Annotated in this window: 23 protein-coding genes and 4 tRNA genes; all 27 read right to left on the reverse strand. The window is 70.3% G+C overall.

Annotated elements, in window-relative coordinates; all coding sequences use genetic code 11:
• Positions 1–13: 13 nt before the first annotated feature.
• Positions 14–1,576, reverse strand: coding sequence for a ribonuclease Y (gene rny, locus FJY74_02005; GenBank protein MBM3307084.1), 1,563 nt, complete (start codon positions 1,574–1,576; stop codon positions 14–16).
• Between the two features lie 61 nt (positions 1,577–1,637).
• Positions 1,638–2,993: a replication-associated recombination protein A gene (locus FJY74_02010; GenBank protein ID MBM3307085.1), complete on the reverse strand. Its 1,356-nt coding sequence runs from the start codon at positions 2,991–2,993 to the stop codon at positions 1,638–1,640.
• Between the two features lie 132 nt (positions 2,994–3,125).
• Positions 3,126–3,407, reverse strand: coding sequence for a cell division protein ZapA (locus tag FJY74_02015; GenBank protein MBM3307086.1), 282 nt, complete (start codon positions 3,405–3,407; stop codon positions 3,126–3,128).
• 79 nt (positions 3,408–3,486) lie between these two features.
• Complete coding sequence (locus FJY74_02020; protein ID MBM3307087.1) at positions 3,487–3,720, reverse strand: hypothetical protein; 234 nt, start codon at positions 3,718–3,720, stop codon at positions 3,487–3,489.
• A 27-nt stretch (positions 3,721–3,747) separates the two neighbouring features.
• Positions 3,748–6,132, reverse strand: coding sequence for a phenylalanine--tRNA ligase subunit beta (locus tag FJY74_02025; GenBank protein MBM3307088.1), 2,385 nt, complete (start codon positions 6,130–6,132; stop codon positions 3,748–3,750).
• A gap of 9 nt (positions 6,133–6,141) precedes the next feature.
• Positions 6,142–7,152: a phenylalanine--tRNA ligase subunit alpha gene (pheS, locus tag FJY74_02030; GenBank protein MBM3307089.1), complete on the reverse strand. Its 1,011-nt coding sequence runs from the start codon at positions 7,150–7,152 to the stop codon at positions 6,142–6,144.
• A 22-nt stretch (positions 7,153–7,174) separates the two neighbouring features.
• Positions 7,175–7,537, reverse strand: a complete 363-nt coding sequence (gene rplT, locus FJY74_02035; protein ID MBM3307090.1) for a 50S ribosomal protein L20 — start codon at positions 7,535–7,537, stop codon at positions 7,175–7,177.
• A gap of 24 nt (positions 7,538–7,561) precedes the next feature.
• On the reverse strand, positions 7,562–7,756 hold the full coding sequence (gene rpmI, locus FJY74_02040; protein MBM3307091.1) for a 50S ribosomal protein L35: 195 nt from the start codon (positions 7,754–7,756) through the stop codon (positions 7,562–7,564).
• Positions 7,713–8,303: a translation initiation factor IF-3 gene (locus FJY74_02045; protein MBM3307092.1), complete on the reverse strand. Its 591-nt coding sequence runs from the start codon at positions 8,301–8,303 to the stop codon at positions 7,713–7,715. The genes rpmI and FJY74_02045 overlap by 44 nt, the downstream gene beginning before the upstream one ends.
• 190 nt (positions 8,304–8,493) lie before the next feature.
• Positions 8,494–8,570: transfer RNA gene (locus FJY74_02050), tRNA-Val, on the reverse strand.
• A gap of 97 nt (positions 8,571–8,667) precedes the next feature.
• Entirely contained in the window at positions 8,668–10,080 is a 1,413-nt protein-coding gene (locus FJY74_02055) for an aldehyde dehydrogenase family protein (protein ID MBM3307093.1), read from the reverse strand.
• Entirely contained in the window at positions 10,077–11,945 is a 1,869-nt protein-coding gene (locus FJY74_02060) for an ATP-dependent Clp protease ATP-binding subunit (GenBank protein MBM3307094.1), read from the reverse strand. Before FJY74_02060 ends, FJY74_02055 begins: the two co-directional genes overlap by 4 nt.
• A 31-nt stretch (positions 11,946–11,976) precedes the next feature.
• Positions 11,977–12,576, reverse strand: coding sequence for a CvpA family protein (locus FJY74_02065; GenBank protein MBM3307095.1), 600 nt, complete (start codon positions 12,574–12,576; stop codon positions 11,977–11,979).
• A 138-nt stretch (positions 12,577–12,714) separates the two neighbouring features.
• Entirely contained in the window at positions 12,715–14,901 is a 2,187-nt protein-coding gene (locus tag FJY74_02070; GenBank protein ID MBM3307096.1) for a hypothetical protein, read from the reverse strand.
• 132 nt (positions 14,902–15,033) lie between these two features.
• A tRNA-Leu gene (locus FJY74_02075) sits at positions 15,034–15,124 on the reverse strand.
• Between the two features lie 67 nt (positions 15,125–15,191).
• Positions 15,192–15,265: transfer RNA gene (locus FJY74_02080), tRNA-Cys, on the reverse strand.
• 50 nt (positions 15,266–15,315) lie between these two features.
• Positions 15,316–15,390, reverse strand: a tRNA-Gly gene (locus FJY74_02085).
• Positions 15,391–15,433: 43 nt separating this feature from the next.
• Positions 15,434–16,945, reverse strand: a complete 1,512-nt coding sequence (locus tag FJY74_02090) for a glycogen synthase (GenBank protein ID MBM3307097.1) — start codon at positions 16,943–16,945, stop codon at positions 15,434–15,436.
• Complete coding sequence (gene galT / locus FJY74_02095) at positions 16,942–17,958, reverse strand: galactose-1-phosphate uridylyltransferase (GenBank protein ID MBM3307098.1); 1,017 nt, start codon at positions 17,956–17,958, stop codon at positions 16,942–16,944. The genes FJY74_02090 and galT overlap by 4 nt, the downstream gene beginning before the upstream one ends.
• Before the next feature lie 127 nt (positions 17,959–18,085).
• Positions 18,086–19,144: a mannose-1-phosphate guanylyltransferase gene (locus FJY74_02100; protein ID MBM3307099.1), complete on the reverse strand. Its 1,059-nt coding sequence runs from the start codon at positions 19,142–19,144 to the stop codon at positions 18,086–18,088.
• Positions 19,145–19,160: 16 nt separating this feature from the next.
• A complete protein-coding gene (locus FJY74_02105; GenBank protein ID MBM3307100.1) occupies positions 19,161–20,084 on the reverse strand; it encodes a polyprenyl synthetase family protein in 924 nt (307 codons plus the stop codon).
• A gap of 5 nt (positions 20,085–20,089) precedes the next feature.
• Entirely contained in the window at positions 20,090–21,175 is a 1,086-nt protein-coding gene (locus FJY74_02110) for a glycosyltransferase family 4 protein (GenBank protein MBM3307101.1), read from the reverse strand.
• 8 nt (positions 21,176–21,183) lie between these two features.
• The gene (locus tag FJY74_02115) at positions 21,184–22,401 is read right to left on the reverse strand and encodes a glycosyltransferase family 4 protein (GenBank protein MBM3307102.1); all 1,218 of its coding nucleotides are present in this window, start codon (positions 22,399–22,401) and stop codon (positions 21,184–21,186) included.
• A complete protein-coding gene (locus tag FJY74_02120; protein MBM3307103.1) occupies positions 22,398–23,408 on the reverse strand; it encodes a radical SAM protein in 1,011 nt (336 codons plus the stop codon). Before FJY74_02120 ends, FJY74_02115 begins: the two co-directional genes overlap by 4 nt.
• Positions 23,405–24,604 carry a glycosyltransferase family 4 protein gene (locus tag FJY74_02125; protein MBM3307104.1) on the reverse strand — a complete coding sequence of 400 codons (1,200 nt, stop codon included), beginning with the start codon at positions 24,602–24,604 and terminating at the stop codon, positions 23,405–23,407. The genes FJY74_02120 and FJY74_02125 overlap by 4 nt, the downstream gene beginning before the upstream one ends.
• 72 nt (positions 24,605–24,676) lie before the next feature.
• The gene (locus FJY74_02130) at positions 24,677–26,002 is read right to left on the reverse strand and encodes a nucleotide sugar dehydrogenase (protein ID MBM3307105.1); all 1,326 of its coding nucleotides are present in this window, start codon (positions 26,000–26,002) and stop codon (positions 24,677–24,679) included.
• The coding region (locus FJY74_02135) for a hypothetical protein (protein ID MBM3307106.1) at positions 25,999–26,458 on the reverse strand (460 nt) is incomplete at its 5' end. The genes FJY74_02130 and FJY74_02135, both read right to left, overlap by 4 nt.

Consider the following 26,458-nt stretch of genomic DNA (forward strand, 5'->3'; position numbering starts at 1 on the left):
CCTTCCCGCCCGGCTACTTGGCGTAGTCCACGGCTCTCGACTCGCGGATCACGACGACCTTGATCTGGCCCGGGTACTTGAGCTCCGCCTCGATCTTCCTCGCCACGGCCGAGGCGAGGGCCTCGGCGCGGGCGTCGTCGATCTTCTTGTGCTGGACCATGATGCGGATCTCGCGGCCCGCCTGGATCGCGTAGGAGCGCTCGACGCCCTGGAAGGTCCCCGCGATCTGCTCGAGCTTCTCGAGGCGCTTGATGTAGGTCTCGAGCGTCTCGCGCCGCGCGCCCGGCCTCGCGCCGGACACGGCGTCGGCCGCCTGGACGAGCACGGCGATCATGCTCGTGTGCTCGACGTCCTCGTGATGGGACTCGATCGAGTTGACGACGACCTCGTCTTCCCCGTACCGGGAGGCCAGCTCCGCGCCGAGCGCGGCGTGCGTCCCCTCCATCGTGTGGTCCACGGCCTTGCCGAGGTCGTGGAGGAGCCCCGCGCGCTTGGCCACCGCGACGTCGAGCCCGAGCTCGCCGGCCATGAGACCGGTCAGGTAGGCGACCTCCTTGGAGTGCTGGAGCACGTTCTGACCGTAGCTCGTCCGGTACCGGAGCTTCCCGAGGAGCTTGATGAGCTCCGGGCGAAGGTCGTGGATGCCGACGTCCAGGCACGCCTCCTCGCCGGTCTCGGTGATCTTCTGGTCGAGCTCCTTCGTGACCTTCTCGACGACCTCCTCGATCCGCCCCGGGTGGATCCGCCCGTCCCCGATGAGCCGCTCGAGCGAGAGCCTCGCCACCTCGCGGCGCACGGGATCGAAGCCCGACAGGATCACGGCCTCGGGGGTGTCGTCCACGATCACGTCGATGCCGGTCGCGGTCTCGAACGCTCGGATGTTCCTGCCCTCGCGGCCGATGATCCTGCCCTTCATCTCGTCGCTGGGGAGGTTCACCACCGACACGGTGGACTCCACGACGTGGTCGGCGGCGCACCGCTGGATGGCCAGCGTGAGGATCTGCTTCGCCTCCTTGTCGCCCTGCCTCCGCGCGTCGTCCCGGATGTCCTTGACCATCCTCGCGGCCTCGAGGCGCGCCTCGCTCTCCATGTTCTTGATGAGCAGCTTCTTCGCGTCGTCGCGGTTCATGCCCGCGATCCGCTCGAGCCGCTCGTTCTGCTCGTCGATCAGCTTCGAGACCTTCTCGGAACGCTCGACGATCTCCGCTTCCTTCGCGGCCTGCTCGGTCTCCGACCGGGCGAGCTCCTGTTCCTTCTTGTCGAGGAACTCCACCCTCCTGTTGAGGTCATCCTCCCGCTTCTCCAACTGCCTCTGGAGCTTCTCGAGCTCCGCTCGTGTCGCCTGCGTGTCTTCCTCGAACCTGGACTTCGCCTTGTACCACTCGTCCTTCGCCTCGAGGATCGCCGCCTTCTTCTGCGTCTCGGCCTCGCGCTGCGCCTCGCGGACGATCTTCTCGGCCAGTTCCTCGGCGCTCACGATCTTGCTGCGGTCCACGAGCCGTCTGGCGAACCAGCCGGCCACGAACACGGCAACGCCGATCAGGAACGCAACGACCATGGCTCCCCACTGGCTCATGCGGTCGTCTCCCTCCCATCTATCGCATTGTGGTCCTGCGCCGATCGGCCGGCCCCCGGCATCACGTGCCCTCCGGATCCTCGACCGGCGAAGCGGCGTCCCATCGGGACAACCGCTCCCGGACCTCCCTCTCGTACCCCGCATCGCCGGGCGTGTAGAAGCTCCGGCGCTTCTCGACGTAGTCCTGCCTTCTGCCCTCGGCCTCCGAGCGCGGCATCTCGTACGCGGCCCCCCGCCCCAGCCGCGCGGCTCCCGCGTAGCCCGCGGCGCGCAGGTGCGCCGGAACCTCCCCCGAGTCCTCCGTCCGGACGGCCTCCTCGGCCGCGGCGATCGCGTCGGCGCACGCCCTGCTCTTGGGCGCCGCCGCGAGGTAGATCGTCGCCTCGGCGAGCGCGTACCGCGCCTCGGGAAGCCCGAGCATCTCGACGGCCCTGGCCGCCCCGACCGCAAGTCCCAGGGCCCCCGGGTCGGCAAGCCCCACGTCCTCGGAGGCCAGGATCACGAGCCGCCTCGCGATGAAGCGCGGGTCCTCGCCGCCCTCGAGCATCCTGGCCAGCCAGAAGAGCGCCGCATCGGGCTGCGAGCCGCGCACGCTCTTGATGAACGCCGACGCCACGTCGTAGTGCGCGTCGCCGTCGCGGTCGTGCCTGATCACGCGGCGCGCGAGACACCCCTCGGCCACGGCCAGGCTCACGCGGATGGCGCCGCCTTTGTCCGGCGGCGTCGAGAGCGCCGCGAGTTCGAGCGCCGAGAGGGCCCTCCTCGCGTCCCCGAGCGCGTTGTCGGCCAGGTGGTCCAGCGCGTCGTCCGCCGCCTCGACGCGGTACTCGCCGAGGCCCCGCTCCCGGTCGGCGAGGGCGGACACCAGGATCGCCCGCACGTCGTCCCTCGAGAGCGGCCGGAACTCGAACACCTGAACGCGCGACAGGAGCGCCTGGTTCAGGTAGAAGAACGGGTTCTCCACCGTCGCGCCGATCATGACGAACGCGTCGTCCTCGAGGGGCGCGAGCAGCACGTCCTGCTGGGCCTTGTTGAACCGGTGCACCTCGTCGATGAACACGATCGTCCGCCGGGGCGAGCGCTGCCGCGCGCCGGTGACGGCGGCCCGCAGATCGGCCACGCCGGCCTCGACCGCGTTGAGCCTCACGAGCGCCGACCCGGTGGCCTCCGCGATCACGTGGCCGAGGGAGGTCTTGCCGCTCCCAGGAGGGCCGTACAGGATCATCGAGAACAGCCTGTCGGCCTCGATGGCCCTCCGAAGCAGCTTGCCCGGTCCCAGCACGTGGTCCTGTCCGCGATACTCACCGAGCGCCCGCGGCCGCATCCTCTTCGCGAGAGGCGCGTGCGGGGCTTCGGGAACCGTGAAGAGGCCCCCCGGCTCAGCGTGGGCATCGCGCAACGCGTTCACCTCGTTCATCCGAACGCGGGACACGGGGCAGGGCATCGGGCTGGGCTGGAACGAAGCTCGGTCGACGGCATCGGCGTGGCGCCTCCGAATGCGGCGGCGCGCTCTGAAGGTCAGCGAAAGGCCTGAGAAGGGCCGCGGGGGTCACTCGCCCATCTGGGACTCGATCTCCTGCGAGAGTTCCTCGGCCCGCTCCTCGACCTCGGCCAGCAGCCTGTTCCGGTCGTCTCGCTCCCGGAAAAGCTCGCCGGCGATGTTGAGGGCCGCGAGAATGGCCACCTTGAGGGAAGAGCCAAGGGCCGTTTCGCCGTCCACCTCCCGCATCTTGCTGTCCACGTAGTGGGCGATCTCCTGAATGCTCTCAGGGTCCGCGTCCCCGCGGATTCGGTACTCCGACCCGAAGATCTCGACCTTCACGCTGCTCATCAGGTGATCTCAGGCTTCGTCGCCCCATCGGGGGGCGCTCACCGGGGACACCGCGACGCGACGGAGCGCCGCCGGGCCCCTAGGCCAGCTTCTCGCCGATCGATCTCATCTTCTGCTCGATCCGCTTCCGCTGCCTCGCGTCTATCTTCTCACCGGACCAGACGCTCTTCATGTGGCCGGCGAGGTCCTCGAACTCCTTTCCCAGAGCGCGCAGGCGCTCCCTGAGCTCGGCGTTCTCCGCCCTCAGTCGCGCGAGCTCACCCACAGCCCGCGCGATCGAGGCCTCGAGCGCTTCCATTCCGGGCACCTGCATCGTCGTCTCCACGAAGGCGCCGCCCGGTCACTTCCGGAGCGACGCCCCCAGCTCCTTGAGGAGGCGGTTGACGACGCGGCCGTGCGCCTCGTCGACCTCCGCGTCCGTCAGGGTGCGCTCGCGCGACATGTACGTCAGCGACAGGCCAAGGCTCTTCTTCCCCGCGGGAAGCTGCGAGCCACGGTACAGGTCGAACACTTCCACGGACTGCAGGAGCGCCTCGCCGTGCCCGCCGACCACGTCCAGCACGCCGGCCGCGGGCGTCCCGTCATCCAGGATCAGCGCAACGTCGCGCCGCACCTTGGGATACCGCGGTAGCCGCTCGTGTTTCCCCACCAACCTGCACCCCCGTGCCAGCTCATCAAGGGAGAGCTCGAACACGAACACCGGCTGCTCGAGATCCCACGCGTCCAGCACGCCGCGAGAGATCATGCCGAGATGCCCGATCTCCCGCCCGCCTGCGGAGAGCACCGCCCCCTCCGCGCGGTCGAACAGCGGGCGGCCATCGTAGCAGCGCATGCCCAGGCTGTCAACCCCGAGCGCTTCCCCGAGGGCCCACAGGGCGCCCTTGCCGTCGAAGAAGTCGGTGGACCGGGACTGCCCGTCCCACGCCGGCCTTCCGGCCCGGCCCGTCATCGCCCCGGCCAGCGACCACGCCTCGGCGGTCGCCGTCCCCTGTCTCGAGAACACCTTCGCGATCTCGAAGACCCTGACGTCCTTCTCCCCCACGTTCCAGTTCGTCCGGACGACGTCCAGGAGACCCGGGACGGCGGTGGGACGAAGGAGCGGCGCGTCCCTGTTGATGGGGTTGGAGAGCGTCGGGGCGGCCGCAGGGTCCGCCCCCACGCGCTCGAGCACGGCCGGGCTCGTGAAGGAGCTCGTGAGCGCCTCGTAGAAGCCCAGGCCGACCATCGCCCCGCGGACCTGCGCGACGCGCGCGTCGCGCTTCTCGTAGCGCTCGTCGAGACCGCGGAAGGGCACCGCCGACGCGACGTTCTCGTATCCGTGCGACCGCGTGACCTCCTCGACGAGATCGGCCTCGAGCTCGATGTCGCGCCGGAAGCTCGGCACGCTCACGCGGAGCGCGTCGGCGTCCGGCGCCACGCCGAAACCGAGCGCGGCAAGGTGTCCGGCCGCGTCGGACGTCGAGACCCCGTCACCGAGCAGGCGCCGCACCGACGACATCCTGAGGGTGACCGGCGAGGGAGCCGGAAGGCCAGGGCCGACGTCCACGGCGCCGGGGGCCACCTGCCCTCCGGCGATCGACGCAATCAGGCCGCACACGCGGGCGGCGACGCGGTCCATGGCCGCCGTGTCCACGCCTCGCTCGAACCGCCACGAGGCCTCCGTCCGGAGCCCGACGCCGCGCGCGCCGCGCCTGACGATCACCGGGTCGAAGCAGGCGCACTCCAGGAGCACGGTCGTCGTGCCCTCGGTCACCTCGCTGCCCGCGCCGCCCATGACGCCGGCGAGGGCCACGGGGTGCGCCGCGTCGGCGATCACGAGCTGCGAGGGGCCGAGCTTGCGGGTGACCCCGTCGAGCGTGACGAGCTCCTCGCCCGCCGACGCGCGCCGCACGACGATGCGTCGCCCCTCGAGCGCCTCGAAGTCGAACGCGTGCACGGGGTGCCCGAGCTCGAGCATCGCGAAGTTCGTCGCGTCCACGACGTTGTTGATGGGCCGCTGCCCCACGCTCTCGAGCCTCTCGGCGAGCCACGCCGGGGAAGGGCCGACCTTCACTCCCGCGATCACGCGGGCGATGTACCGCGGACAGCCGGCGGGATCGAGGATCTCGACCCCCGTGAGGGCGGACGCGGGCGTGCCCGACTCGAGGAGGTCGACGCGCGGCTCCCTGAGCGGCGAGCGCGTCATCGCGGCGACCTCGCGGGCGACGCCGACGATGCCCGTGCAGTCCGGTCGGTTGGGCTGGACCTCGACGTCCACCGCGTCGGCCGTGAGCGCGAGCGCGCTGCGGATGTCCTCGCCGAGCGACGACGAGGGATCGAGCTCGATGATCCCCGCCGCGTCGTCGGAGACGCCGAGCTCGGCCGCCGACACGAGCATCCCGAACGAGCGCCTCCCGCGGATGGTCTGCTCGCCGATCGCGCGCCCGCCGGCGATGACGGCGCCGGGGAGCGCAAGCCCCGTCACGAGGCCGGCCCGCGCGTTCGGCGCGCCGCACACGACGCTCGCCGAGCCGCTGCCCCAGTCGACGACGCAGACGCTGAGGCTGTCGGCGTCCGGGTGTCGGTCAACGGTCACGATCTTCGCGACGACCACGCCCGTCGCGTCCGCGCCGGCCGGGCGCACGGGGACGGTCTCCGTGAGGCGCTCGGTCAGACGCCGGGCGAGCTCGACGGCGTCCATGTCGAAGTCGACGTAGTCCCTGAGCCACGCGAGGCTCACCTTCATGGGCGCCCCTCAGACCCCCCGGAGGAACCGGAGGTCGTTCTCCAGAAAGAGCCGGATGTCGTCCGTGCCCGTCAGCATCATGCACACGCGGTCCACGCCCAGCCCGAACGCGTAGCCGCTCACGGCGTCCGGGTCGTACCCCACGGCCCGGAAGACGCGCGGGTCCACCATCCCCGCTCCGACAAGCTCCACCCAGCCCGTCCCCTTGCAGACGCTGCATCCCGAGCCGCCGCAGATGCTGCAGCGGACGTCCACCTCGATGGACGGCTCGGTGAACGGGAAGAAGCCGGGACGGAAGCGGATGCCCACGTCGTCCCCCAGAAGCTCCTTCAGGAATCGCGTGAGGACGCCCCTGAGCTCTGCCAGGCGGACGTCGCGGTCCACGTAGAGCCCCTCGAGCTGGTAGAACTCGGAGCCGTGCGAGGCGTCGGGGTTCTCGTTCCGGTACACCCGCCCCGGCGCGATGATACGCACGGGCGGCTTCGTGGACTGCATCACGCGGATCTGCACGGGCGACGTGTGCGTGCGGAGGAGGGACCCGCCGTCAACGTAGAAGGTGTCCCACATGTCCCGCGCGGGGTGGTCCGGCGGGATGTTCAGCGCCTCGAAGTTGTGGAACTCGTCCTCGACCTCGGGGCCGACGGCGACCTCGAAGCCGAGGCCGAGGAGGATCTCCTCGAGCCGGTCGAGCGTCCTTGTGATCGGGTGCTTCCGACCGACCCACGGCGCCCGCCCCGGGAGCGTGAGATCCGGCCCCACCGAGGCCGAGGCCGCGCCGGCAAGAACGCGCGTCCGCGCCTCGTCGAGCCGCGCCGTCACGGTCGCCTTGAACTCGTTCAGGGCCTTCCCGAGCGCCTTCCGCTCATCGTCCGAAAGCGCCCCGAGCCCCTTCGAGATCGTCGCGATCTCGCTCTTCCGCCCCAGGTACCGGACGCGCGCGTCCTCGACGTCCTTCTCGGTGCGCGCGGCGTCGAGGTCTCCGAGGGCGGCCGCCGCAAGTTCGGAGAGCCGCTCGATCAACGAGGTCCTCCCGCGTCAGGCGTCATGCCTGCCCAAGCTGCCCCTTCGCGATCGAGGCGAGCCTCGCGAACCCGTCCGCATCGTGCACCGCCATGTCGGCGAGGAGCTTGCGGTCCACCTCGACCTTCGCCTCCCTGAGCCCGTGCATGAACCGGCTGTAGGAGAGCCCGTGGAGCCGCGCCCCGGCGTTGATGCGCACGATCCAGAGGCGGCGCATGTCGCCCTTCCTGTCCTTCCGGGCGCCGTAGGCGAAGACGCCCGCGCGGTGGACGGTCTCCGTCGCGGTGCGGATGAGACGGCTCCTGCCGCCGTAGTACCCCCTCGCGGACTTCAGGATCTTCTTGCGCCTGCGCCTCGACGCCGGCGCCGAACGTGCCCGTGGCATGTCTTCCCCTTCCTCCCGGAGAGACTAGTCCCTGAGCAGCCGCTCGATGCGCGGCTGGTCGGCCTTGTGGACGTAGCCCTGCTTCCTCAGGTTCCTCTTCGCCCTCGCGCTCTTGCGGATGAAGAAGTGGCCCGTGTACGCCTTGGGCCGCTTGATCTTCCCCGCCCCCGTGCGCTTAAACCTCTTGGCCGCCCCTCGATGCGTCTTGACCTTCGGCATGCTCGCTGCTCCCGGTTCGCTCCCGCGCCTTCGTCCCCGGCCTCGGCGACAGCACCATCATCATGGCGCGTCCCTCGGACTGGATCGGCACCTCGACCGCCGCCGCCTCGGCGAGGTCCTGCGCCACCTTCTCCATCAGGCGAATGCCCATCTCCTTGTGCGCCATCTCGCGGCCACGGAACGTGACCGTGCACTTGACCTTGTCGCCGGCCTCGAGGAATTCCCGCGCATGGCGGAGCTTGAAGTCGTAGTCGTGCGGCTCGATCTTCGGACGCATCTTCACCTCTTTGACCTGCGTCACGTGCTGGCGCTTCTTCGCCTCCTTCGCCCGTTTGTTCAGCTGATACATGTACTTCCCGTAGTCCATGATCCTGCACACCGGCGGGCGGGCCTTCGGCGAGACCTCAACGAGGTCGAGTCCCTTCTGTTCAGCCATCGCCAACGCCTCGGACGTCGCGAGGACGCCCACCTGCGTGCCGTCCACGTCGATGAGCCGCACCTGGGAGATGCGGATCTTCCGGTTGACGCGTGGGGCCTGGATCGTCACCTGACCTCCTTCCGCTCGCGCCGCCGTTCACGGCGGCGATGGAAACGGCGGACGGGATGCATCCCCGTCGAGACGCATCCCGTCCTCGGACTCAAGGAGACCGGTCTCCTGAGCACGCCGACAGACCTCTTCGGGCCGTGAGCCCTCAAGGTGAGAAGCGAGATGCCTCTTCTTCCCTGTGATGTTCGAGTGGTGGGCGATACTGGACTCGAACCAGTGACCTCTTGCATGTCAAGCAAGCACTCTAACCAACTGAGCTAATCGCCCTCGCAGCCGGGCGCCCTCTCGGGCCGCTCGACGGCGCTCCAAGAAGATACGTGAGCGCGGGCCGGGTGTCAAGCGGCAAAAGCCCCTGCCCAAGGCCTCATCTCCGGAACGCCACGAGCCGGACCTCGGTCATCTCCTCGACGGCGAACCGGGGACCTTCCCGGCCAAGGCCGCTGTCCTTGACGCCGCCGTAGGGCATGTGGTCGGCGCGGTACGACGGAACGTCGTTGACCATGACGCCGCCGCATTCGATCTCGGTCGCCGCGCGCAGCGCCTCGCCGAGGTCGTCCGTGAAGATCCCGGCCTGAAGGCCGTAGCGCGACCTGTTCACGGACGCGATGGCCTCGTCGAGCGCCCGGTACGGCCGGACCACCATCACCGGCGCGAACGCCTCGTCCCTCCAAACAGCCGCCCGTTCGGGAACGCCCGTGAGCACGGCCGGCGTGACGAACGCGCCCGAGCGCTCGCCGCCGACCACGACGCTGCCGCCCATCGCGACCGCGTCCGCGATCCGCTCCGCGGCCCGCCGCGCCTGCGTTTCGTCGATCATCGGCCCGACGTCGGTGTCCTCGAGGAGCTGGTCGCCGACACGCAGTCGCGACGCGCCGGCCGCGGCGGCGTCAACGAAGCGCCCGATGACGGACTCGTGCGCCAGCACGCGCTGGACGGAGATGCAGACCTGACCGGCCACCGCGTACGCGCCTCGGACGCACCGCTCGGCCGCGTCCTCGACGTCGCAGCGCTCCGTCACGATGACGGCCGAGTTCGAGCCGAGCTCCATCGCGAGCCTCTTGAGGCCCGCGCGCGCCCCGATGGCCGCGCCCACCTCGGCGCTCCCGGTGAAGGTGATCATGCGGGGGGCCGCGTGCGCGACGAGCGCGTCACCGACCGCAGGGCCGGACCCGGTCAGCACGGAGAGCGCCTCGCCCGGGAGCCCGGCCTCGTAAAGGATCGAACCGAGCCGGAGGTCCGCAAGCGGCGTCGCCGTCGCTGGCTTGAGCACGACAGCGTTCCCGGCGGCGATGGCCGGCGCCACCTTGTGCGCCGCGAGATTGAGCGGGAAGTTGAACGGCGTGATGGCGGCGACGACGCCGATCGGCATCCGCATCCAGAAGCCGAGGCGATCGCGCCCGGCCGGAACGGCGTCGAACGGCACGACCTCGCCGGACAGACGCCGCGCTTCGGCCGCGGACAGCGCGAAGGTCGACGCCGCCCGCGCGACCTCGAGTCTGGCCTCGCGGATGGTCTTCCCGACCTCCGACGCCAGCAGGCCGGCCAGCTCCTCGGAGCGCTCCGCGATGGCGGCCGACGCCCGCTCCAGCACGAGGGCGCGGTCGTGGCGGGTCATCGCGGCCATCGCCCGGGCGCCGCGCGCGGCCGCCGCCAGCGCCTCTTCCAGCTCGGCCTGGGTCGCTTCGGGCACCGTGTCGATCACGGACCCGTCGCGCGGGTTCTGCACGCTGATCGCCCGGCCGACCCCTGCCTCGCGCCCGGCAATGAGCATCTTCATGCCGCCGGCCTTCCGCCTCGCTTCGCCCGCCGCCCGCCGGCGCCGCCCGGGCCGCCGGCGGCCACCTCGATGTCGCCCTCAACGACCCGCACGGTCACGTCCCGCACGGCGCCGTTCGACAACAGGAACCGCGCGAGGGGCTTGAGCACGAGGCCTTCCACGGTGCGGCCGAGGTTCCGAGCCCCGTACTCGCGACTCGCCCCTTTCTCCACAAGGAGCGAGACGGCTTCGTCGGTCACGTTCAGCGCGACGCCGCGCGCGGCAAGCCGCTCGCGCATGTCTCCGAGGTGCAGGTGCACGATCTCCCGGAGCGCGACGTCGGACAGGGGCGAGAACAGAAGGACCTCGTCCACGCCGTCCATGAACTCCGGCGGGAAGAACTCCTCGACGGCCCGGGTCACCTGAGCGATGCGCCGCTGCTCCGCGTCCGTCTCGCCCGTCCCGAACCCGACCGTGGGCTCGTCGGGGAGCCTGGGAGCGATGTTGTCCGAATTCGAGATCATCACGATGGTCGCGTTCGAGAAGGAGACCGTGTTGCCCTGCCCGTCGACGATCGAGCCCTCGCGGCAGATCTGCATGAGCATGAGCGCCACGTCGCGGTGCGAGCGTTCGATGGCGTCGAACACGATGACCGAGTGCGGGTGCGCCGCCGCCGCCGCCGTGAGGTCTCCGGACCGGTCCACGTCGCCGAAGCGGACGCCCGTCAACCGCGTGAGGCCGTCCTCCTCGGAGTATCGCGTCATGTTGTACGTGAGCAGCCGCGGCGGTCCGCCATAGAGCTCGTCGGCGAGCGCCCGCGCGAGCTCCGTCTTCCCCACGCCGGGCGGCCCGACGAAGAGGAACACACCGTCCGGGCGCCCCGGCTTCTCGTCGAGCCCGAGCTTCGCCACGCGGACGGTGTCGGCGAGCTTCCGGACGCAGTGATCCTGCCCCTTGATCCTCCTCATGAGGGCGCCTTCGAGGCCCAGGAGCTCGTGGTTCCCGCGCTCCGCGAGCTTCTCCGCGGGGATCCCCACCCAATCGGAGAGCGCCGCGGTCACCTCGGGCGTGCCGACGACGGGCGTCGTGCCCGGCGGCGCGGCGACCACCGCCTTCGCCGCCGCCTCATCGAGAAGATCGAGCGCCTTCCCCGGCAGGACGCGCTCCTGAACGTAGTGGCTCGAGAGGTCGACCGCGGCCTGGACCGCGTCCGGATCCACGGTGACGCCATGGTACTCGGACAACGACTTCACGGCCTGCCCGAGAAGCGCCACGGTCGCCTCGCGGGACGGTTCCTGCACGTCCACGCGCGCGAGGCGCTTCTCGCACCACGGGAAGACGCCCGCGGCCTCGCGGTGAAGCTCGGGCGTCGTCGCCCCGATGAGGTACAGACCGGGCTGGCGGCATGCCAGCTCGATGACGACCGCCGCGCCGGCGAAGTCCCTCCGCCCCCCGACAAGCCCCATGAAGCTCGTGATGTCGTTCATGAACAGCACGACGTCGTCGCGGAGCGCCGCCTCCCGGAGGGCGGCGAAGACGATGCGCTCGAAGTCGCCGGGGTTGCCGGCCGCGGCCGCGACCCTGTGGAACAGCAGCTCGACGACCCGTCGGCCGCGCAAGTGGGCCGCGATGCGCCCGTCCGCGATCTCGCGGGCGAGCGCCAGGACGAGCGCTCTCTTCCCGACGCCGTCCGGGCCCACGAGCAGCGCGCCGTGGCGCTCCCGCTTCCCGAGGACCTCCTTGAGCCTGTCGAGCTCGCGGCGCCAGAGGTCGCTGAGGAGCGGGTCGGGCGGCGGCGCCAGCGCGGTGAGGTCCACGCCCAGATGCTCCAGCACGGACGCGCAGGACTCCTTCGTCGGGGTCGCGTCGTCCCGGCGGGACATCATGGCTCGCCCTCCTCGCCTATGGATGGTGACCTCAGGCCGGCCGTGCGCCGGTCGGGCCGCGCCGGGCAGGCGGGCCGCCGAGCACGAGCGTCGACGTGCCTCGCCCGCGCTGGCGGTTCCACTCGCGGCGGAGCTCCTCCCGGGCCTCCTCGATCCTCGACTGCGCCGCGCCCGGGAACACCGACACGACGGCGTCGGTCACGGCGAGGACCTTCGGGGCGAGAACGGAGTCCGCCAGGAACCGCTCGCCGTGAACGCCCCCCATCACCGCCAGGATCAGCAGCATGCCCGACAGGAGCGAGGCCGTCAGCAGACCGAGGAAGGCCCCCGCGAGCCTGTCGGCCCAGCCCATCTCGGCCAGGCGGACGGCCTTGGAGAGCAGCTTGCCCAGAATGGAGAAGAGCACGAGCACGACGATGAGGACGGCCATGAAGGCGACGATCGCGCGGAGACGCTCGTCGGAGACGAATCCGAACACCCGTCGGCTCACGAACCCGTAGTTCCCGGCGGCGATCATGACGCCGAGCACGAGCCCCGCGAGACCGAAGAGCCCCCTCACGAACCCCCGCGCGACGCCGGAGATGAGCCCCGCGATGAGGATGACCCCGATGATGATGTCGGTGGCATTCATGGTGCCTCCCGGCCGGGATGCCAGCCTACGCCGCGTGACGCTAGCACCGGACCGGGGGGCTGTCAAGGCGGCTTGCCGCTCGGGCCGGCGCGGCCCGCCGCGGCTCGGCGCAGAGCGTGGCCGGGGCGACCTACGGGGCTAGCGGATCACGAGGAGCTTCGCCGTGTCCGTGCGGCCCTCGGCCGTCAGCGCGCAGAAGTAGCAGCCGGACGCGACGGGGTTCCCGGCCTCGTCGTCGGCCGCCCAGCGGGCTTCGTGGAGGCCGGAAGGCAGCGGGCCGTCGGCCAGCCGCTTCACGACCCTCCCGGCGGCGTCGTGGATCGTGAGCGAGGCGCGCGCCACGTCTCCGCGACCGACGACGCCGCCGATCGAGAACCGGATCAGCGTCTCCCCCGCAGCGGGGTTCGGGGAGCAGCTCAGAAGCGCGGTGCCCGCGGAGTCGACCGGAACGCGCGAGCGAGCGAGCGCGAGCACCCGCTCGGCGCCGCCGTCGATCTCCACGAGCTCGTACTCGTAGGCCTCGCCGGGCACGGCCGACTCGTCGACCAGCCTCCCGGGGCCGTCCTGCGGGCCATCGCCGACCGCCGCGCGCTCTCCGCGCGCTCCAGTCCGCATGATCGCAACGCGCGTGTTCTCAGAAACGGTCCACGCGAGGGTCAGCCGCCCGTCCAGTATGTCGACCGTGAAGTGAACGTGCAGGTCGCTCCCCGGCTCGGTCGACACCTCGACCGGACGGGACAGCTGCCCTTCGCAACCGCTGGAGTCGATTCCCGCAACGGCATACCGGTACGCCATGCCCTGCGCGGCGGAGTCGTCAACGAAGGTCGGCGTGTCCACCACGCCCACGAGAACGGGCTCGCCCGGCACGGAACCGTCGAGCCGGCTTCGGTACACGCTGTAGCGCTCCGCGCCGGGGAGGGCGTCCCATGACACCTCGGGACTGCCGCCCACCCCCCGCCCGACGACCTCAAGCACGATTGAGCTGGCAAGCATGTGCCCCCGCCCGACGACGATGGCGCCGGAGCGCGCATGGACGAGCACCTCGTGCACCGCGCCCGACCTCTCGAAGAATTGCCCGTTCCACGACTCGCCCATGTAGTACATCCCGCCCAGGTCGGCAGCCTGGAGCGCGCCGGTCGGGTTCACGATGACGATGCCTTTGGTGAACCTGCGAAGACGCAGATACTCGCCGTTGACCATCCCCGGCAGTGCACCGGGGCATGCCGTGACGCGTTCGACGCGTCCGACGGGCTGCCCGAGGTCCACGTCGTACAGAGGATGCCACCACATGTGGCTGTGCGCGTCCTCTCCGTCCAGCCCGTCGAACGAGAAGTACCCGTCTCCGTACACCAGGGTCGTCGCAAGACCGAACCTGAGCTGCCGCTCGTAGTTCAGATTGCCCTGGGGGCCGTTGGGTCCGGCCTCGCCGGCCCAGATCGAGTTCACGATGTTGACGGCCGGCTGGCGGTAGTTCGCGTTGTTCGACGCGTACCCGTACGTCGGGTGCATGACGTTCTCGTACCAGCCGCCGTGCATGAACGGGAAGTTCTCCCGCGTGGAGCCGTCGCACACGTCGTACAGCGTGTTGTTGCCGTTGGTGATCAGGGTGTAGTCGTCGCCGACGAGCTCGCGAAGACGGTCGGCCATCCGTCGCATCCCACTCTTCCACCAGGCGTCCAGCTCGGCCCGCGTGTCGGCAATGCCGTCGCCGTTCGCGTCGATCGGATTGGGGATGTACCCGCTCACCCAGGAGATGTCGTCCATGCAGAAGTCGAGGAAGATCCCGTCCCACGTTCCACCCGGCCCGAGGTGCGACGCGATGTGCTCCGGCAGCCAGTCGCACAGCCTCTGCCCCTGCCCGTCGGGGGCGCACGAGGTGGTCATGTTCATGATGCCGAACCCGAACGGCGGCGTGACGATCTCTCCGGCGGTGTCCATCAGCCACCACCCGTTCGCGTCCAGCGCGTCCCTGAGGCCGCCGAGGGCGCTCGGACATGTCCAGCCCCCGTGGTACCCGACCGGCATGTGCACGATGAGCTTGATGTCCGGGTTCAGCTGACGAAGCGTCTCGAGCTCGTCCCCGCACGACTCCCCCGTGTACGTCGTGAGGACGACGAGATCCCACCGCGCGAGCTTCTCAAGGTCGGCGCCGGCCAGTGTCGGGAAGTAGATGTTCGCCAGCCGCGGGTAGGAGACCTCGGCGCGACCGGGGCAGGCAAGGAGAACGAGCACGGCAAGAAGGAGTCCGGTCGCCCAACCCAGGCGCCTCGCCCGCCGCCTCTCCGCATCGTCCCACTCGACGAACGCCGCGCCGGCTCTTGCCATGGCTGTTCGGGCCTCCATGCAACAAAGCGCTCCACGGCACATTACTTCATGCCGAGATGCATACCTTGTGCCATAGGAGGCGCAAATGCCATCGGGGAACGGGGACGGAACCGGAGCGTCGCGCTGCGGCGGTGGTGCCGGGGGCCGGAATCGAACCGGCACGGGGCCTCAAGGCCCCGACGGGTTTTAAGTCCGTCGCGTCTTCCAGCTCCGCCACCCCGGCGGGCCGTGGGAACAGCAGACCCGACCGGGCCGACGTGCGGCTGCGGACGGGTCCTGGATCGGGAGACTGGAGGCGGCGACCGGATTCGAACCGGTGGTGAAGGATTTGCAGTCCTCTGCCTTACCGCTTGGCTACGCCGCCCTGAGGCACGGACAGGGGCAGTCGCTTCCGATCGCCCCTGCCCCGAAGTCTGGAGCGGGAAACGGGGGTCGAACCCGCGACATCCACCTTGGCAAGGTGGCGCTCTACCACTGAGCTATTCCCGCGCTGTCTTTCGAGCCCCGAGTATAGGGGCCTCTCGCGCCTCTGTCAAGCGCGAAGCTCCCCAGCCTCGGCCTTCCGCCGCGCCGCCGCGGCGTCCTCGTAGAGCCGTGCGTACCTGAGCGCCGACGCGGCCCAGCTCAGATCGAGCTGCATCCCGCGGCGCACGATGCCGGCCCACCGATCGGGCTCGCGGAACGTCCCGACCGCCCGTCGCAGCGCGGAGAGCAGCGCGTCGGCGCGATACTCCCTGAACGAGAAGCCCGTGCCCGTGTTCTTGGACGCGTCGTAGTCCGTCACGGTGTCGGCCAGCCCGCCGGTCTCCCTCACGACCGGCACCGTGCCGTACCTCAGGCTGTACATCTGGTTGAGGCCGCACGGCTCGTACCGCGAGGGCATAAGGAACATGTCCGAGCCGGCCTCGATCCAGTGCGCGAGCTCATCGTCGAAGCGCAGGTCGACCGACACCCGGCCCCGGTATTTCGCCGCCAGTCCCGTGAGGAACTCGTGGTAGGCGCGGTCGCCCGTCCCGAGCACGGCAAGCGCGAGGTCGAGCCCGATCATCTCGTCCGCGATCTCCCTGATGAGATCGAGTCCCTTCTGGTCCGCGAGCCTGGAGACGATCCCGACGACCGGGGCGCGCGAGGACACCGAAAGCCCGCAGCGCTTGGTCAGCGCCTCGCGGCAGGCCGTCTTCCCTCTCATGTCGGACACCGAGTAGTGGGCCGGGATCAGCGGGTCCGTCGCGGGGTCCCACACCGCCGTGTCCACGCCGTTCAGGATCCCGATCAGGCGCCCGCGGCTCGCCTTGTCGGCGAGAACGCCCTCGAGACCGAGGCCGAACTCGGCGGTCGTGGAGATCTCGATCGCGTACCGTTCGCTCACCGTGTTCACGAAGTCCGCGAACTCGATGCCGAGCTTGAGGGCATTGACGCGTCCGCTGAACTCGAAGGGGCTGCCTGGCGAGCAGAGCTCGGAGCTGAACCCGAGCCGCGGAAGGAGATCCCGGTCGAACCACCCCTGGTACCCCAGGTTGTGAATGCTGAACACGACACCCGCGCGCGACAGCGCTCCCGCGTGCGGGTTCGGCCCCCTGAGGTATGCCGCGGCCAGCGCGGTGTGATGGTCGTTGAGGTGCACGACGTCGGGGGCAAGCCCCATCGCCTCGGCGAACACGAGGAGCGCGCGGCAGAAGAACGCGTACCGCTCGACCTCGTCCGGGTAGCCGTGCCCCGTCGCCGGGTCCGTGTAGATGCCGGGGCGCCCGAAGTACCCCTCGTGGCCGACGAAGAACACGCTGACCCGCGGCTCCCCGGGCATCGGCGCGCGGAAGAGCGACGCCCGCTCCTCGCGGTCGCCCATCGGCACGCCGACCGGCCCCAGTCCCGCCACCGGCTGAAGCCCGAAGGCGGTCCCGTCGATGCTCGCGTACCGCGGCAGGAACACCGACACGTCGTGGCCGGCGCGCGCGATCTCCTTCGCCAGAGCGCCCGCGACGTCCGACAGCCCGCCCACGCGCGCGAACGGAGCGACCTCGGCGGCCGCGATCAGGATCCTCATGGAGCGCTCCGCTGTGAGAGATCGACCTCCCTGAGATAGCGCGCGGCGTCCTCCGGGGGCGTCGGATTGATGTAGAAGCCCGATCCCCACTCGAAGCCGGCCACCTTCGTGAGGGTCGGCATGATCTCGGTGTGCCAGTGGTAGTACCTGAGATCGCGCTCACCGCACGGGCACGTGTGCACGATCAGGTTGTACGGCGGGTCGTTGAGCGCCAGCGTGATCCTCGTGAGCGTCTCCTTGAGGATGGCCGCGTACGCGACCCTGGTGCCCTCCTCCATGTACTCGAACGACGGCAGATGCTTGCGCGGGAGGATCCACGCTTCGAACGGGAAGCGCGCGGCGAACGGCACGATCGAAATGAACTCGTCGTTCTCGCAGACGATCCTCGTCCGGGTCCAGGTCTCCTGCGCGACGATGTCGCAGAACACGCAGCGTTCCTTGTAGCCGAAGTACTTCTGGCTACCCGAGAGCTCCTCGGCGAGCCGCTTCGGCAGGATGGGCAGCGCGATGAGCTGGGAGTGCGGGTGCTCGAGTGACGCGCCCGCCGCGCTTCCTTTGTTCCGGAAGAGCTGGACGTAGCGGAAGCGCGTGTCGCCCTGCAGGTCGAGCATCCTGTCCTGGGCCGCCTTGACGACGAGCGCGACGTGCTCGAGCGGAAGCCCCTCGAACGTCGCGTCGTGGCGAGGCGTCTCGATGATGACCTCGTGCGCGCCGATGCCGTTCATCTTGTCGTACATGCCCTCGCCGGCGCGGTCGAGTTCCCCCTCGATCGCGAGCGCGGGGAACTTGTTCGGCACGACGCGGACCTGCCATCCCGGCGTGTCGGGGCCCGAACCCCCGGGGCGGTACGCCAGCACCTCCTTCGGGGTCTTGTCCTCGTTGCCCTCGTCGAACGGGCAGACGCCGCCGCGCGAAGGCTCCCGCTCGTGGGCGAAGTCGGTCGGGCGCTTCCCGCGCTCCGTCGAGATGATGACCCAGCGTCCGAGGACGGGGTCCTTCCTGAGCTGCGGCATTCCGTCTCCTCGCCGTGGCCGGCCACCGTCGAGGGGGTCGGCGGAAGCGGCAACGGTTACCAGAATCCCCGCGGCGCGTCAAGCGCGGGACGGCACCCCCGGCGACGACTTCGCACGCGGCCCTTTCCTACGGCTCGACGATCCGCCTTCGCTTGAGCTCCTCGACCACGCGCCGCACGTCGCCGGCGCGCTCCTTCGCGCAGACGAGCGTGGCCTCGGACGTGTGGGCGACGATGACGTCCGACACGCCGACGACCGCGGCGACCCCGCCTTCCGCGGAGACGATGCAGCGTTCGGCGTCGATGAGGACGGCATCACCGCGCGCGGCGGCGCCGGCCTCATCGCACTTCCAGACGCGCTCCAGGGCTTTCCACGATCCCACGTCGTCCCAGCCGAACCCTGCCGGGACCACGACGACGCCGTCGGCCCGCTCCATGACGCCGTAGTCCACCGAGACGGCGGGCACGGCGTCGTAGTAGCGCCGGACCGCGGCTTCGAACCCGGCGTCGCCGAGGTCGGGAACGGACGCCAGCGCGTCCGCGACCGCCGGGAGGTGGCGCGCGACCTCCTCCAGGAACCTGTCGGCCCGCCACACGAACATCCCGCTGTTCCACAGGTGGCGGCCCCCAGAGAGGAACGCCCGCGCGGTCGCGGGGTCGGGCTTCTCCGTGAACTCCTCCGCGACGAAGACGCCGGGGACAGCCGACTCCGCTCCCGGCCTGATGTAGCCGTACTCCGTCTCCGGACGCGTCGGCCGGATGCCCAGCGTCGCGAGCGCCCGCGGGGAGTCCGCGGCGCGAGCCGCGAGCGCGACCGCCGCCCGGAACGCGTCCTCGTCGGCGATCACGTGGTCGGCGGGCAGGACGACCATCACCGCGTCGGGGTCCTCCGCCAGCAGCAGACGCGCGGCGAGCGCGATGGCCGGCGCCGTGTTCTTCCCCACGGGCTCGGCGATGATGCGGCCAAGCGGGACGTCCGGGAGCTCCTCCGCGATCGCGCCGCGGATCGCCTCGCCCGTCAGCACGAGGGCGCCCTCCGCACTCGCCAGCGGAGCGATCCGTCGCACCGTCGCCCGGACGAGCGACTCGTCGCCCGCGAGCTTCAGGAGCTGCTTCGGGCGGGAGCGCGTGCTCATCGGCCAGAGCCGCTCTCCCCAGCCGCCCGCGAGGATGACCGCGTGGATCATGCGCCCTCCCGTCCGGTCAGGACGACCTCGTGAGGCACTGGTCGACGATGCCCAGAAGCGCGCCGGCGTCCCCGTCGAAGCCCTCGAGCGCGCGCTTCGCGGCGGCGCCCAGCGCCCGCGCGGCGCGCCGCGCGGCGTCCACTCCGTGGACTGTCACGAACGTGGCCTTCCTCGCGTCCTGACCGGCGTCCTTCCCCATCACTACGGGGTCGCCTTCGGCATCCAGGATGTCGTCGACGATCTGATAGGCCAGCCCGAGGCTCCGCGCGTACTCGGAGAGGCGCCTGACCGCGTCGGCCGGGGCGCCGATGAGAACGCACCCCACCGTCGCCGAGGCGGCGAAGAGCGCGCCCGTCTTCCTGGTCTGGATGTACTCGAGGGTCGCGGGCTCGACGGCGCTTCCGGCGGTCTCGAGGTCCACGTGCTGCCCGCCGACCATGCCGAACGATCCCACCGCCGTCGCGAGGTCCCGGACGGCCTGCGCCGTTCGCGGCCCGTCGGCCCCGACGTCGACCGCGTTGTCGGCGACGAGCCGGAACGCATGCATGAGGAGCGCGTCCGCGGCGAGCATCGACGTGGCAACACCGAACACCCGGTGCGTCGCGGGTCTCCCGCGCCGCATGAGCGCGTTGTCCATCGAGGGAAGGTCGTCGAGCACGAGGGAGCAGCAGTGCACGTACTCGACGGCGCACGCGGCCTTGAGGACGCTCTCGGCGGATCCTCCGACCGACTCGACCGCGGCCATCGTCACGAGCGGCCTCAGCCGCTTGCCGCCGCCAAGGCAGGCGTAGCGCAGCGCCTCGTGGATGCGCGGGGGATACTCCCCCTCGGCAGGGAGGTTGCGCCCCAGCGCGGCCTCCACGACCACCCGCCGCTCCTCAAGCCGCGCGGACGCGTCCACGGACCTCCGGATCTCCTCTGCTCGCGCCGCCCCCGCCATCGCGGTCAGAATCCTCTCAGCATCGAGTAGTAGAGCGCCTCGGTGTGCAGCGTCACGCCGTCCCAGTCGTAGGTCTCGAGCACGTGCCGCCTGGCGCGCTCGCCGAGGCTGCGGCACTTCTCCGGCCGCTCGAGCAGGCCGCCGAGCTTCGCGGCCAGGTCGTCCACGTCCCCCCTGCGGAACGTCACGCCGTCGTCCCCGATGACCTCGAGATTCTCCGGGATGTCGCTCGTGAGGCAGCAGTTCCCGAAGCTCATGGCCTCGAGGAGAGCGATGGGCAACCCCTCGATGTCGGACGGCAGGACGAAGAGCCGGGCGTTGGAGTAGAGCTCGTCGAGGACGTCGCCGTACACGTACCCGAGGAAGCGCGTCCTCTCGCCGCCGAGCGCGTGAAGCCTGTCCACGTACTCCGCCGAGAAGCTCGTCCCGCCGGCGACGACGAGTTCGGCGTCGGTGGAGACGCGGCTGAACGCCTCGAGCAGGTAGTGGCAGCCCTTCTCCGGCACGAGGCGGCCGACGAAGAGCACGTAGTTCCCGGGCGTGATGCCCATCTCCCTGATCTTCGAGGCTTCCCGGACGTGCGGAAGGACCGTCCCGTTCGGGATGTAGGTGACCGTCACGCCGTGCGCCTCCCAGAAGTACTCCCGGAGCGCCTTCGACACGACGATCGTCTTGTTCGGGAAGTAGATGGACGTGTACTCGCAGCGCCTGAGGACCCACCGCGCGAAGCGGCCCCACTTCTCGCGCTGCCAGTCCAGGCCGTGCACCGTGACGGCGGTCCGCGCCCCGCGCATCCTCGGGAGATTCGCGAACATCGACGGCCCGAGGGCGTGGAAGTGCACGATGTCGTAGTCGCGCGCGAGGATGTCCGGCGCCGACAGGGCGCAGTGCGTCGCCGTGTCGAGGTGCTTCGTGCGCACGCTCGGGATGATCGCGAGCTTCACGCCGCGATACTCCCCGCGGATCCTCGTGTAGTACGGGCGGCAGTACACCGTCACCTCGTGCCCGCGCTCCACGAGCCGCGTCGCGAGCTCCTCGACGTGCCGCTCGATCCCGCCGTAGGTCGCAGGGATCCCCTTCTGTCCGAGCATCGCGATCTTCAATGGACCACCCGTCCGTAGATGTCCATGAGCCGTTCGTAGTGGCTCTCGGGACCGTAAACGCCCTCCGCGCGCGCCCGGGCGCGCCTGCCCATCTCCGCCGCCCGCGGCCGGTCGCCCCACAGGGAGCGCAGCCGCTCGGCCAGGGCCTCGCGGTCGCCGGCCGGGAAGAGCACGCCGGCCTCGCCGCCAAGCAGCTCCGGGATGCCGCCGATGTCGGAGCCCACGACGGCCTTCCCCAGCGCGAGGGCCTCGTACACGGTGAGAGGGGAATTCTCGAAGCACTCCGAGGGAACCACGACGAACGTCGCGCCCGCCATCAGGCGCTTCAGCTCCTCGCCCGTGTGATGCCCGACGAACTCCACGTTCGAGAGGCGCTCCCGGTCGCGGAGCGCCTCGAGATCGGCCAGGAGCGGGCCTGCGCCGACGACCTTGATCCGGACCTCGGGGGCGAGCGCCGCGGCCCCCAGCAGCGTCCCGATGCCCTTGCCCGCGGAGAGCCTGCCCACGTACACGGCATAGCCGTCGTCCGCGTAGGTCGGTGCGTAGCCGGACAGGTCGATCGCGTACGGGAGGTGAACGACCTTGTCCGGGGACACGCCGTGCGCGATCACGCGATCGCGCAGCGAGCGGCTGGGGGCGATGAAGAGCGCCACGTGCCTCGCGTACGAGCCAAGCAGCCGGTGCGCGTACGCCTCGAGGCAGACGAGCGCGCTCGGCGCGAGCGCTCCCCGCATGCAGCGCCTCGCGCAGGCGTTCCAGTACCGCCACGTCGCGCAGCGCTCGCAGTTCTCCCCGTCGACGAACATCGAGTAGTTGGGACACACGAGCTTGTAGTCGTGCAGCGTCTGAACGACCGGGACGCCCTTCGCCGCCAGCCCGTAGAGGATCGAGGGCGAGAGCTGGTGCGCGATGTTGTGCGCGTGCGCGATGTCCGGCCCGACCCTGTCGACCAGTCGCTCGATCTTCCTCCTCGCCTCGACGCTGTAGATGACACGGGCCGCGGCCCGCAGACGCCCGATGGCGCCTCCGTCACCGTCGAACCCCTCGTGCGAGACGAACGCCTCAGAGTGCTCGCTCGGCTCGTTGCGCTCGTGCCGCATGGCGAACGGGACGACGCGGTGCCCCTTCGACTCGAGAATGCGTGAAAGCTCGAAGAGGTAGCGCTCGGCCCCTCCCTTGACGAAGTAGTACTTGTTGCACATGAGGACCGTCACGAGCCCTGTCGCCCTCCCGCGCCCCACGGCCCGCCCGCCGCGTCGCGTCCGAAGAGCTTGGCCGCGGCGATCCACGCCACGGGCCGAAGCGGGTGCCGCCTCATGGGCGGCGACACGGTGCAGACCATCCAGCACTGCTCGCGGCACCCGGCCACGCGTTCGCGGACCAGATCGCGCGACCGCGCCGCGAGCTCGGCGAAGCTGCCCTCGCGGACGTTCCCCATCCGGGTCCCCTGCACGTTGCACGGGTACACGTCCCCGTACGGGTCGAGAAAGAAGTGGTCCTCACCCGCTCCGCACGGGAGCATCCTCGGCCTCCGCCGCACGTACTCGATGAGCCCGCGCGCGTAGTACGCCTTCGCCCAATCCGCGGGCCTCTTCGAGCGGAGCTGCCGCCGCACGAGGCTCGAGATCTCCTCTACCACGCCGTCCGACGACGGCCGGCTCTCGTCCTGGTTCCCGAAGTAGATGGGAGAGCTGTGCGCGACGCTCGCGATGAACGCGACGCCGAGCTCGGACGCCAGGCGCTCGACGGCCGTGAGCTGCCCGGTCGTGCGCTCGGTCGAGGTCGCCGCGATCCCGAGGTCCCGCACGCCCGCCGCGCTCAGGCGGCGCACGGTCTCGACCGCGCGCTCGAACGCGCCGTCCACGCCGCGGACGGCGTCGTGGGTCGGCCCCACCGCGTCCACGGAGACCCTGACGGCGATGCCCTTCATCGCCGCGGCCATGCGCGCGATGCGGTCGGGCTCGAGGCCGTTGGTCGAGACGACGATCCGCGCGCGCCGGCAGCTCTCACGCATGACCCTCACGACGTCGGGCAGGTCGTCGCGCAGGAAGGGCTCGCCGCCGCTCACGTTGACGGAGCGGAGCGAGGCCGGCAGCCACGCGTAGTCCGCCGGCGCGAGCTCGCGCTCGGCCTCGGGCGGGCGCTTCCAGATGTCGCACATGGTGCAGCGGCCGTTGCACCGGTAGGTCACGGCGGCCACGCACGCGACCGGACCTCTCATGAGCCGCCCCCGCCCTCCGGCGCGCCGAGGAGCGCGCGGTACGCCAGGAGGAGCTCCCTGCTCGTCCGCTCCCAGCTGAGCTCGGCCTCGATCCTGGCGCGGTTCGCCCGCCCCATCTTCTCCCGGAGCTCCTCGTCGTCGAGGAGCTGGATGATGCGCTCTCCGAACTCGATCTCGTCGTTCGGGGTCGCGTAGAGGGCGCCCTCGCCCGCCGAGAACCTGCTCTCCTTGAGGTCGAAGGAGACCATGGCCTTCCCGCAGGTCATGTACTCCAGCACCTTGTTCATGGTCGACACGTCGTTGAGCGGGCTCCTCGGATCGGGGCAGACGCAGACGTCGGCGGTCGACAAGAGCCTCCGGACGTCCTCGTCCGGGATGCGGCCCGTCATCTCGATGACGTCCGTCAGACCGAGGTCGTCCCGTAGCGCCTTGATCCCGAGGAACGAGTCGCCCGACCCGATGAGGGTGAAGTGCACGTCCTTCCTCTTGACGACGTCCACCACGTGCCTTGCGGCACGCAGGAGATAGTCGACGCCGTCCTGGGGCGCCATCACTCCGAGGTAGCAGACGAGGTACCTCTTGCCCCGCTTGAGGCCCTCGTCGGGCGGTACCGGGACGAATCGGGTCACTCTCGGCCCGCTCCGGACGACGAAGACGCGGTCGGCAGGGATCCTCCCGTGCGTCATCGCGTGCTCGCGATACGACTCGTTCGTCGAGAGCACCATGTCCGCGGCGCGGTAGGTCGCCCGCTCCAGGACCCTCAGCAGCCAGAAGTAGATCGACTTCGAGCCGCCGAACCGCGACAGGTACAGCTCCGGGCAGAGGTCGTGCTGGTCGTAGACGAACCTCACGCGCCCCGCCGCCTTGTAGAGGAGGCCGATGAGGAAGAAGGTGTCGGGGGGATTGCAGGCGTGGATCGCGTCGAACGGCCGCTCCCTCCAGATCCGCCGCGCCAGCTTGAGGGTCTCGATCCAGCAGTACGGGAACTCCCACGCGTAGGCGATCTTGGTGTTCGTCGGCGGGGGCGGCGGATACCGGTGGATGTGAATGCCGTCGATGACCTCGTGCGACGCCCGGTACCCGCCGCCCTGCGGACAGATGACGCTCACGTCGTGGCCCGCGCCGCGGAGCGTGAGCGACTCCAGCCACACCCTGCGGTCGAAGGGGACCGGCAGGTTCTCCACGATGATCAGGATGTGCTTCCTTCGTGTCTCACCCACGGACGCTCCCTGCTGCGGCCTTCCGCCTTCCGCGGCCCCCTGAGGTCCCTACCAGGAGATCCCGACGTACTTCCCTCGCGCCTCGCGCGGGTCGTCGATGATCCGCACGAGGTCGATGAGCACCTGGTCGGGGCGCATGGTCCGCGGGACCGCCTCGAACTCCTCGGCGCCGTTGGCGATGACGAGGACCTCCGAACGCGCGACGAGGTCCTCCACCGTCTCGGCCCTGAGGCGCTGCGCGTAGGGCAGCTCGTGCTTGAGGAAGCCCAGGTTCGACCCGAACAGCTCCTCCCACGAGATGTTCCGGTCGTAGATGCAGAGCTCGTAGCCCTTCCCGATGAGCGTGCTGACGACCTGGATGATCGGGCTCTCCCTGAGGTCGTCCGTGCCCGACTTGAAGCTCATGCCGAGGACGCCGATCTTCCTCTTCCCCGTGTCGCGGATGAGCTGAACGGCGCGCTGGATCTGCTCGCGGTTCGACGGCATCAGGGACTCGATCACGGGCGACCTCACGCCGAGCTCCTGCGCCTTCCGCACCATCGCGCGGACGTCCTTCGGGAGGCACGAGCCGCCGAACGCGAACCCCGGCTTCAGGTAGTACGGGGAGAGGTTGAGCTGACGGTCGAGGCAGAAGATCTCCATGACCTTGTGGCTGTCCGACACGCCCATCGCCTTCGCGAGATTGCCCATCTCGTTGCCGAAGCACACCTTGAGGGCGTGGAAGCAGTTGTCGGCGTACTTCACCATCTCGGCCACGCGGAGCTCCGTCCGGACGAGCGGGGCCTCGATGCCCTGGCAGAGCCGGATGAGCTCATCGCCCGCTCTGCTTCCCGGCGTCCTCTCGCCGACGACGATCTTCGGCGGGTGGTGGAAGTCGCGGACGGCCGAGGCCTCGCGGAGGAACTCGGGGTTGAACAGGACGCCGAAGCCCTCCCCTTCCTTCTTCCCGGACTCGCGCTCGAGAACCGGGAGAAGCTCGGTCTCGACGGTCCCGGGAGGGATCGTGCTCCGGAAGACGATCGTGTGGAAGGCGCTCTTCCTCCTGAGCACCTGGCCCACCTGCGCGCAGACGCGCTTCGTGTACTCGAGGTTCGGGGTGCCGGACTCGGTGGACGGCGTCCCCACGCAGACGAGCGAGATCTCGCTCTCGCCGATCGCCTTCGCGTAGTCCTCGGTCACGGAGAGCCGCCCCTCGGCGACGCCCTTCTTCACGAGCTCGGCGAGGCCCGGCTCGACGATGGGGCTCCTGCCCTGACGCAGGGGCTCGAGCTTCCGCGGATCGACGTCGAGGCCGATGACGGTGTGACCCATGTCGGAGAGACAGGCTGCGGAGACACAGCCGACGTAACCGAGACCGAGCACGCTGACCTTCATCGTTTCGCGCGTTCCTTTCCGCGAGCGACCGCCGCGAGGAGGTTCGCAACGCTCTCATGGGCTGCGTCGCGGCCGGACTCGGTCCAGCGCGCGACGTCGAGGCCGATCAGCGCCGTCGCGCCGGAGCGGACGGCCCGAAGACCGACGGCGCCTTCGAAGAGTGCACCGCGGTCGGGAACCGACACATGACCGAAGAGCCACGTCTCCCGGTCCGGGCCGACCTCGACGTCGAGAACGAGGCCGCCTGGCCCGCTTGCCGCACGCGTCGCGCGCGGGGACCCCTCTCCCTCGTGCCCGGGCGCGATGAGGAACGCGGCCCGCGTCGGAAGCTCCACGGTCCCCGAGGCCACGAGCGCCGGCGCCGGGTGCCGCTCCCCGAAACCGGAGGAGACCCAGCCGCGCGGCGGGTCGAGCTCCCCCTCGGCGATGCGGACACGCATCCCGGGGGGCAGCCAC

This window comes from Candidatus Effluviviaceae Genus I sp. (genome assembly GCA_016867725.1).
Lineage (GTDB): Bacteria > Joyebacterota > Joyebacteria > Joyebacterales > Joyebacteraceae > VGIX01.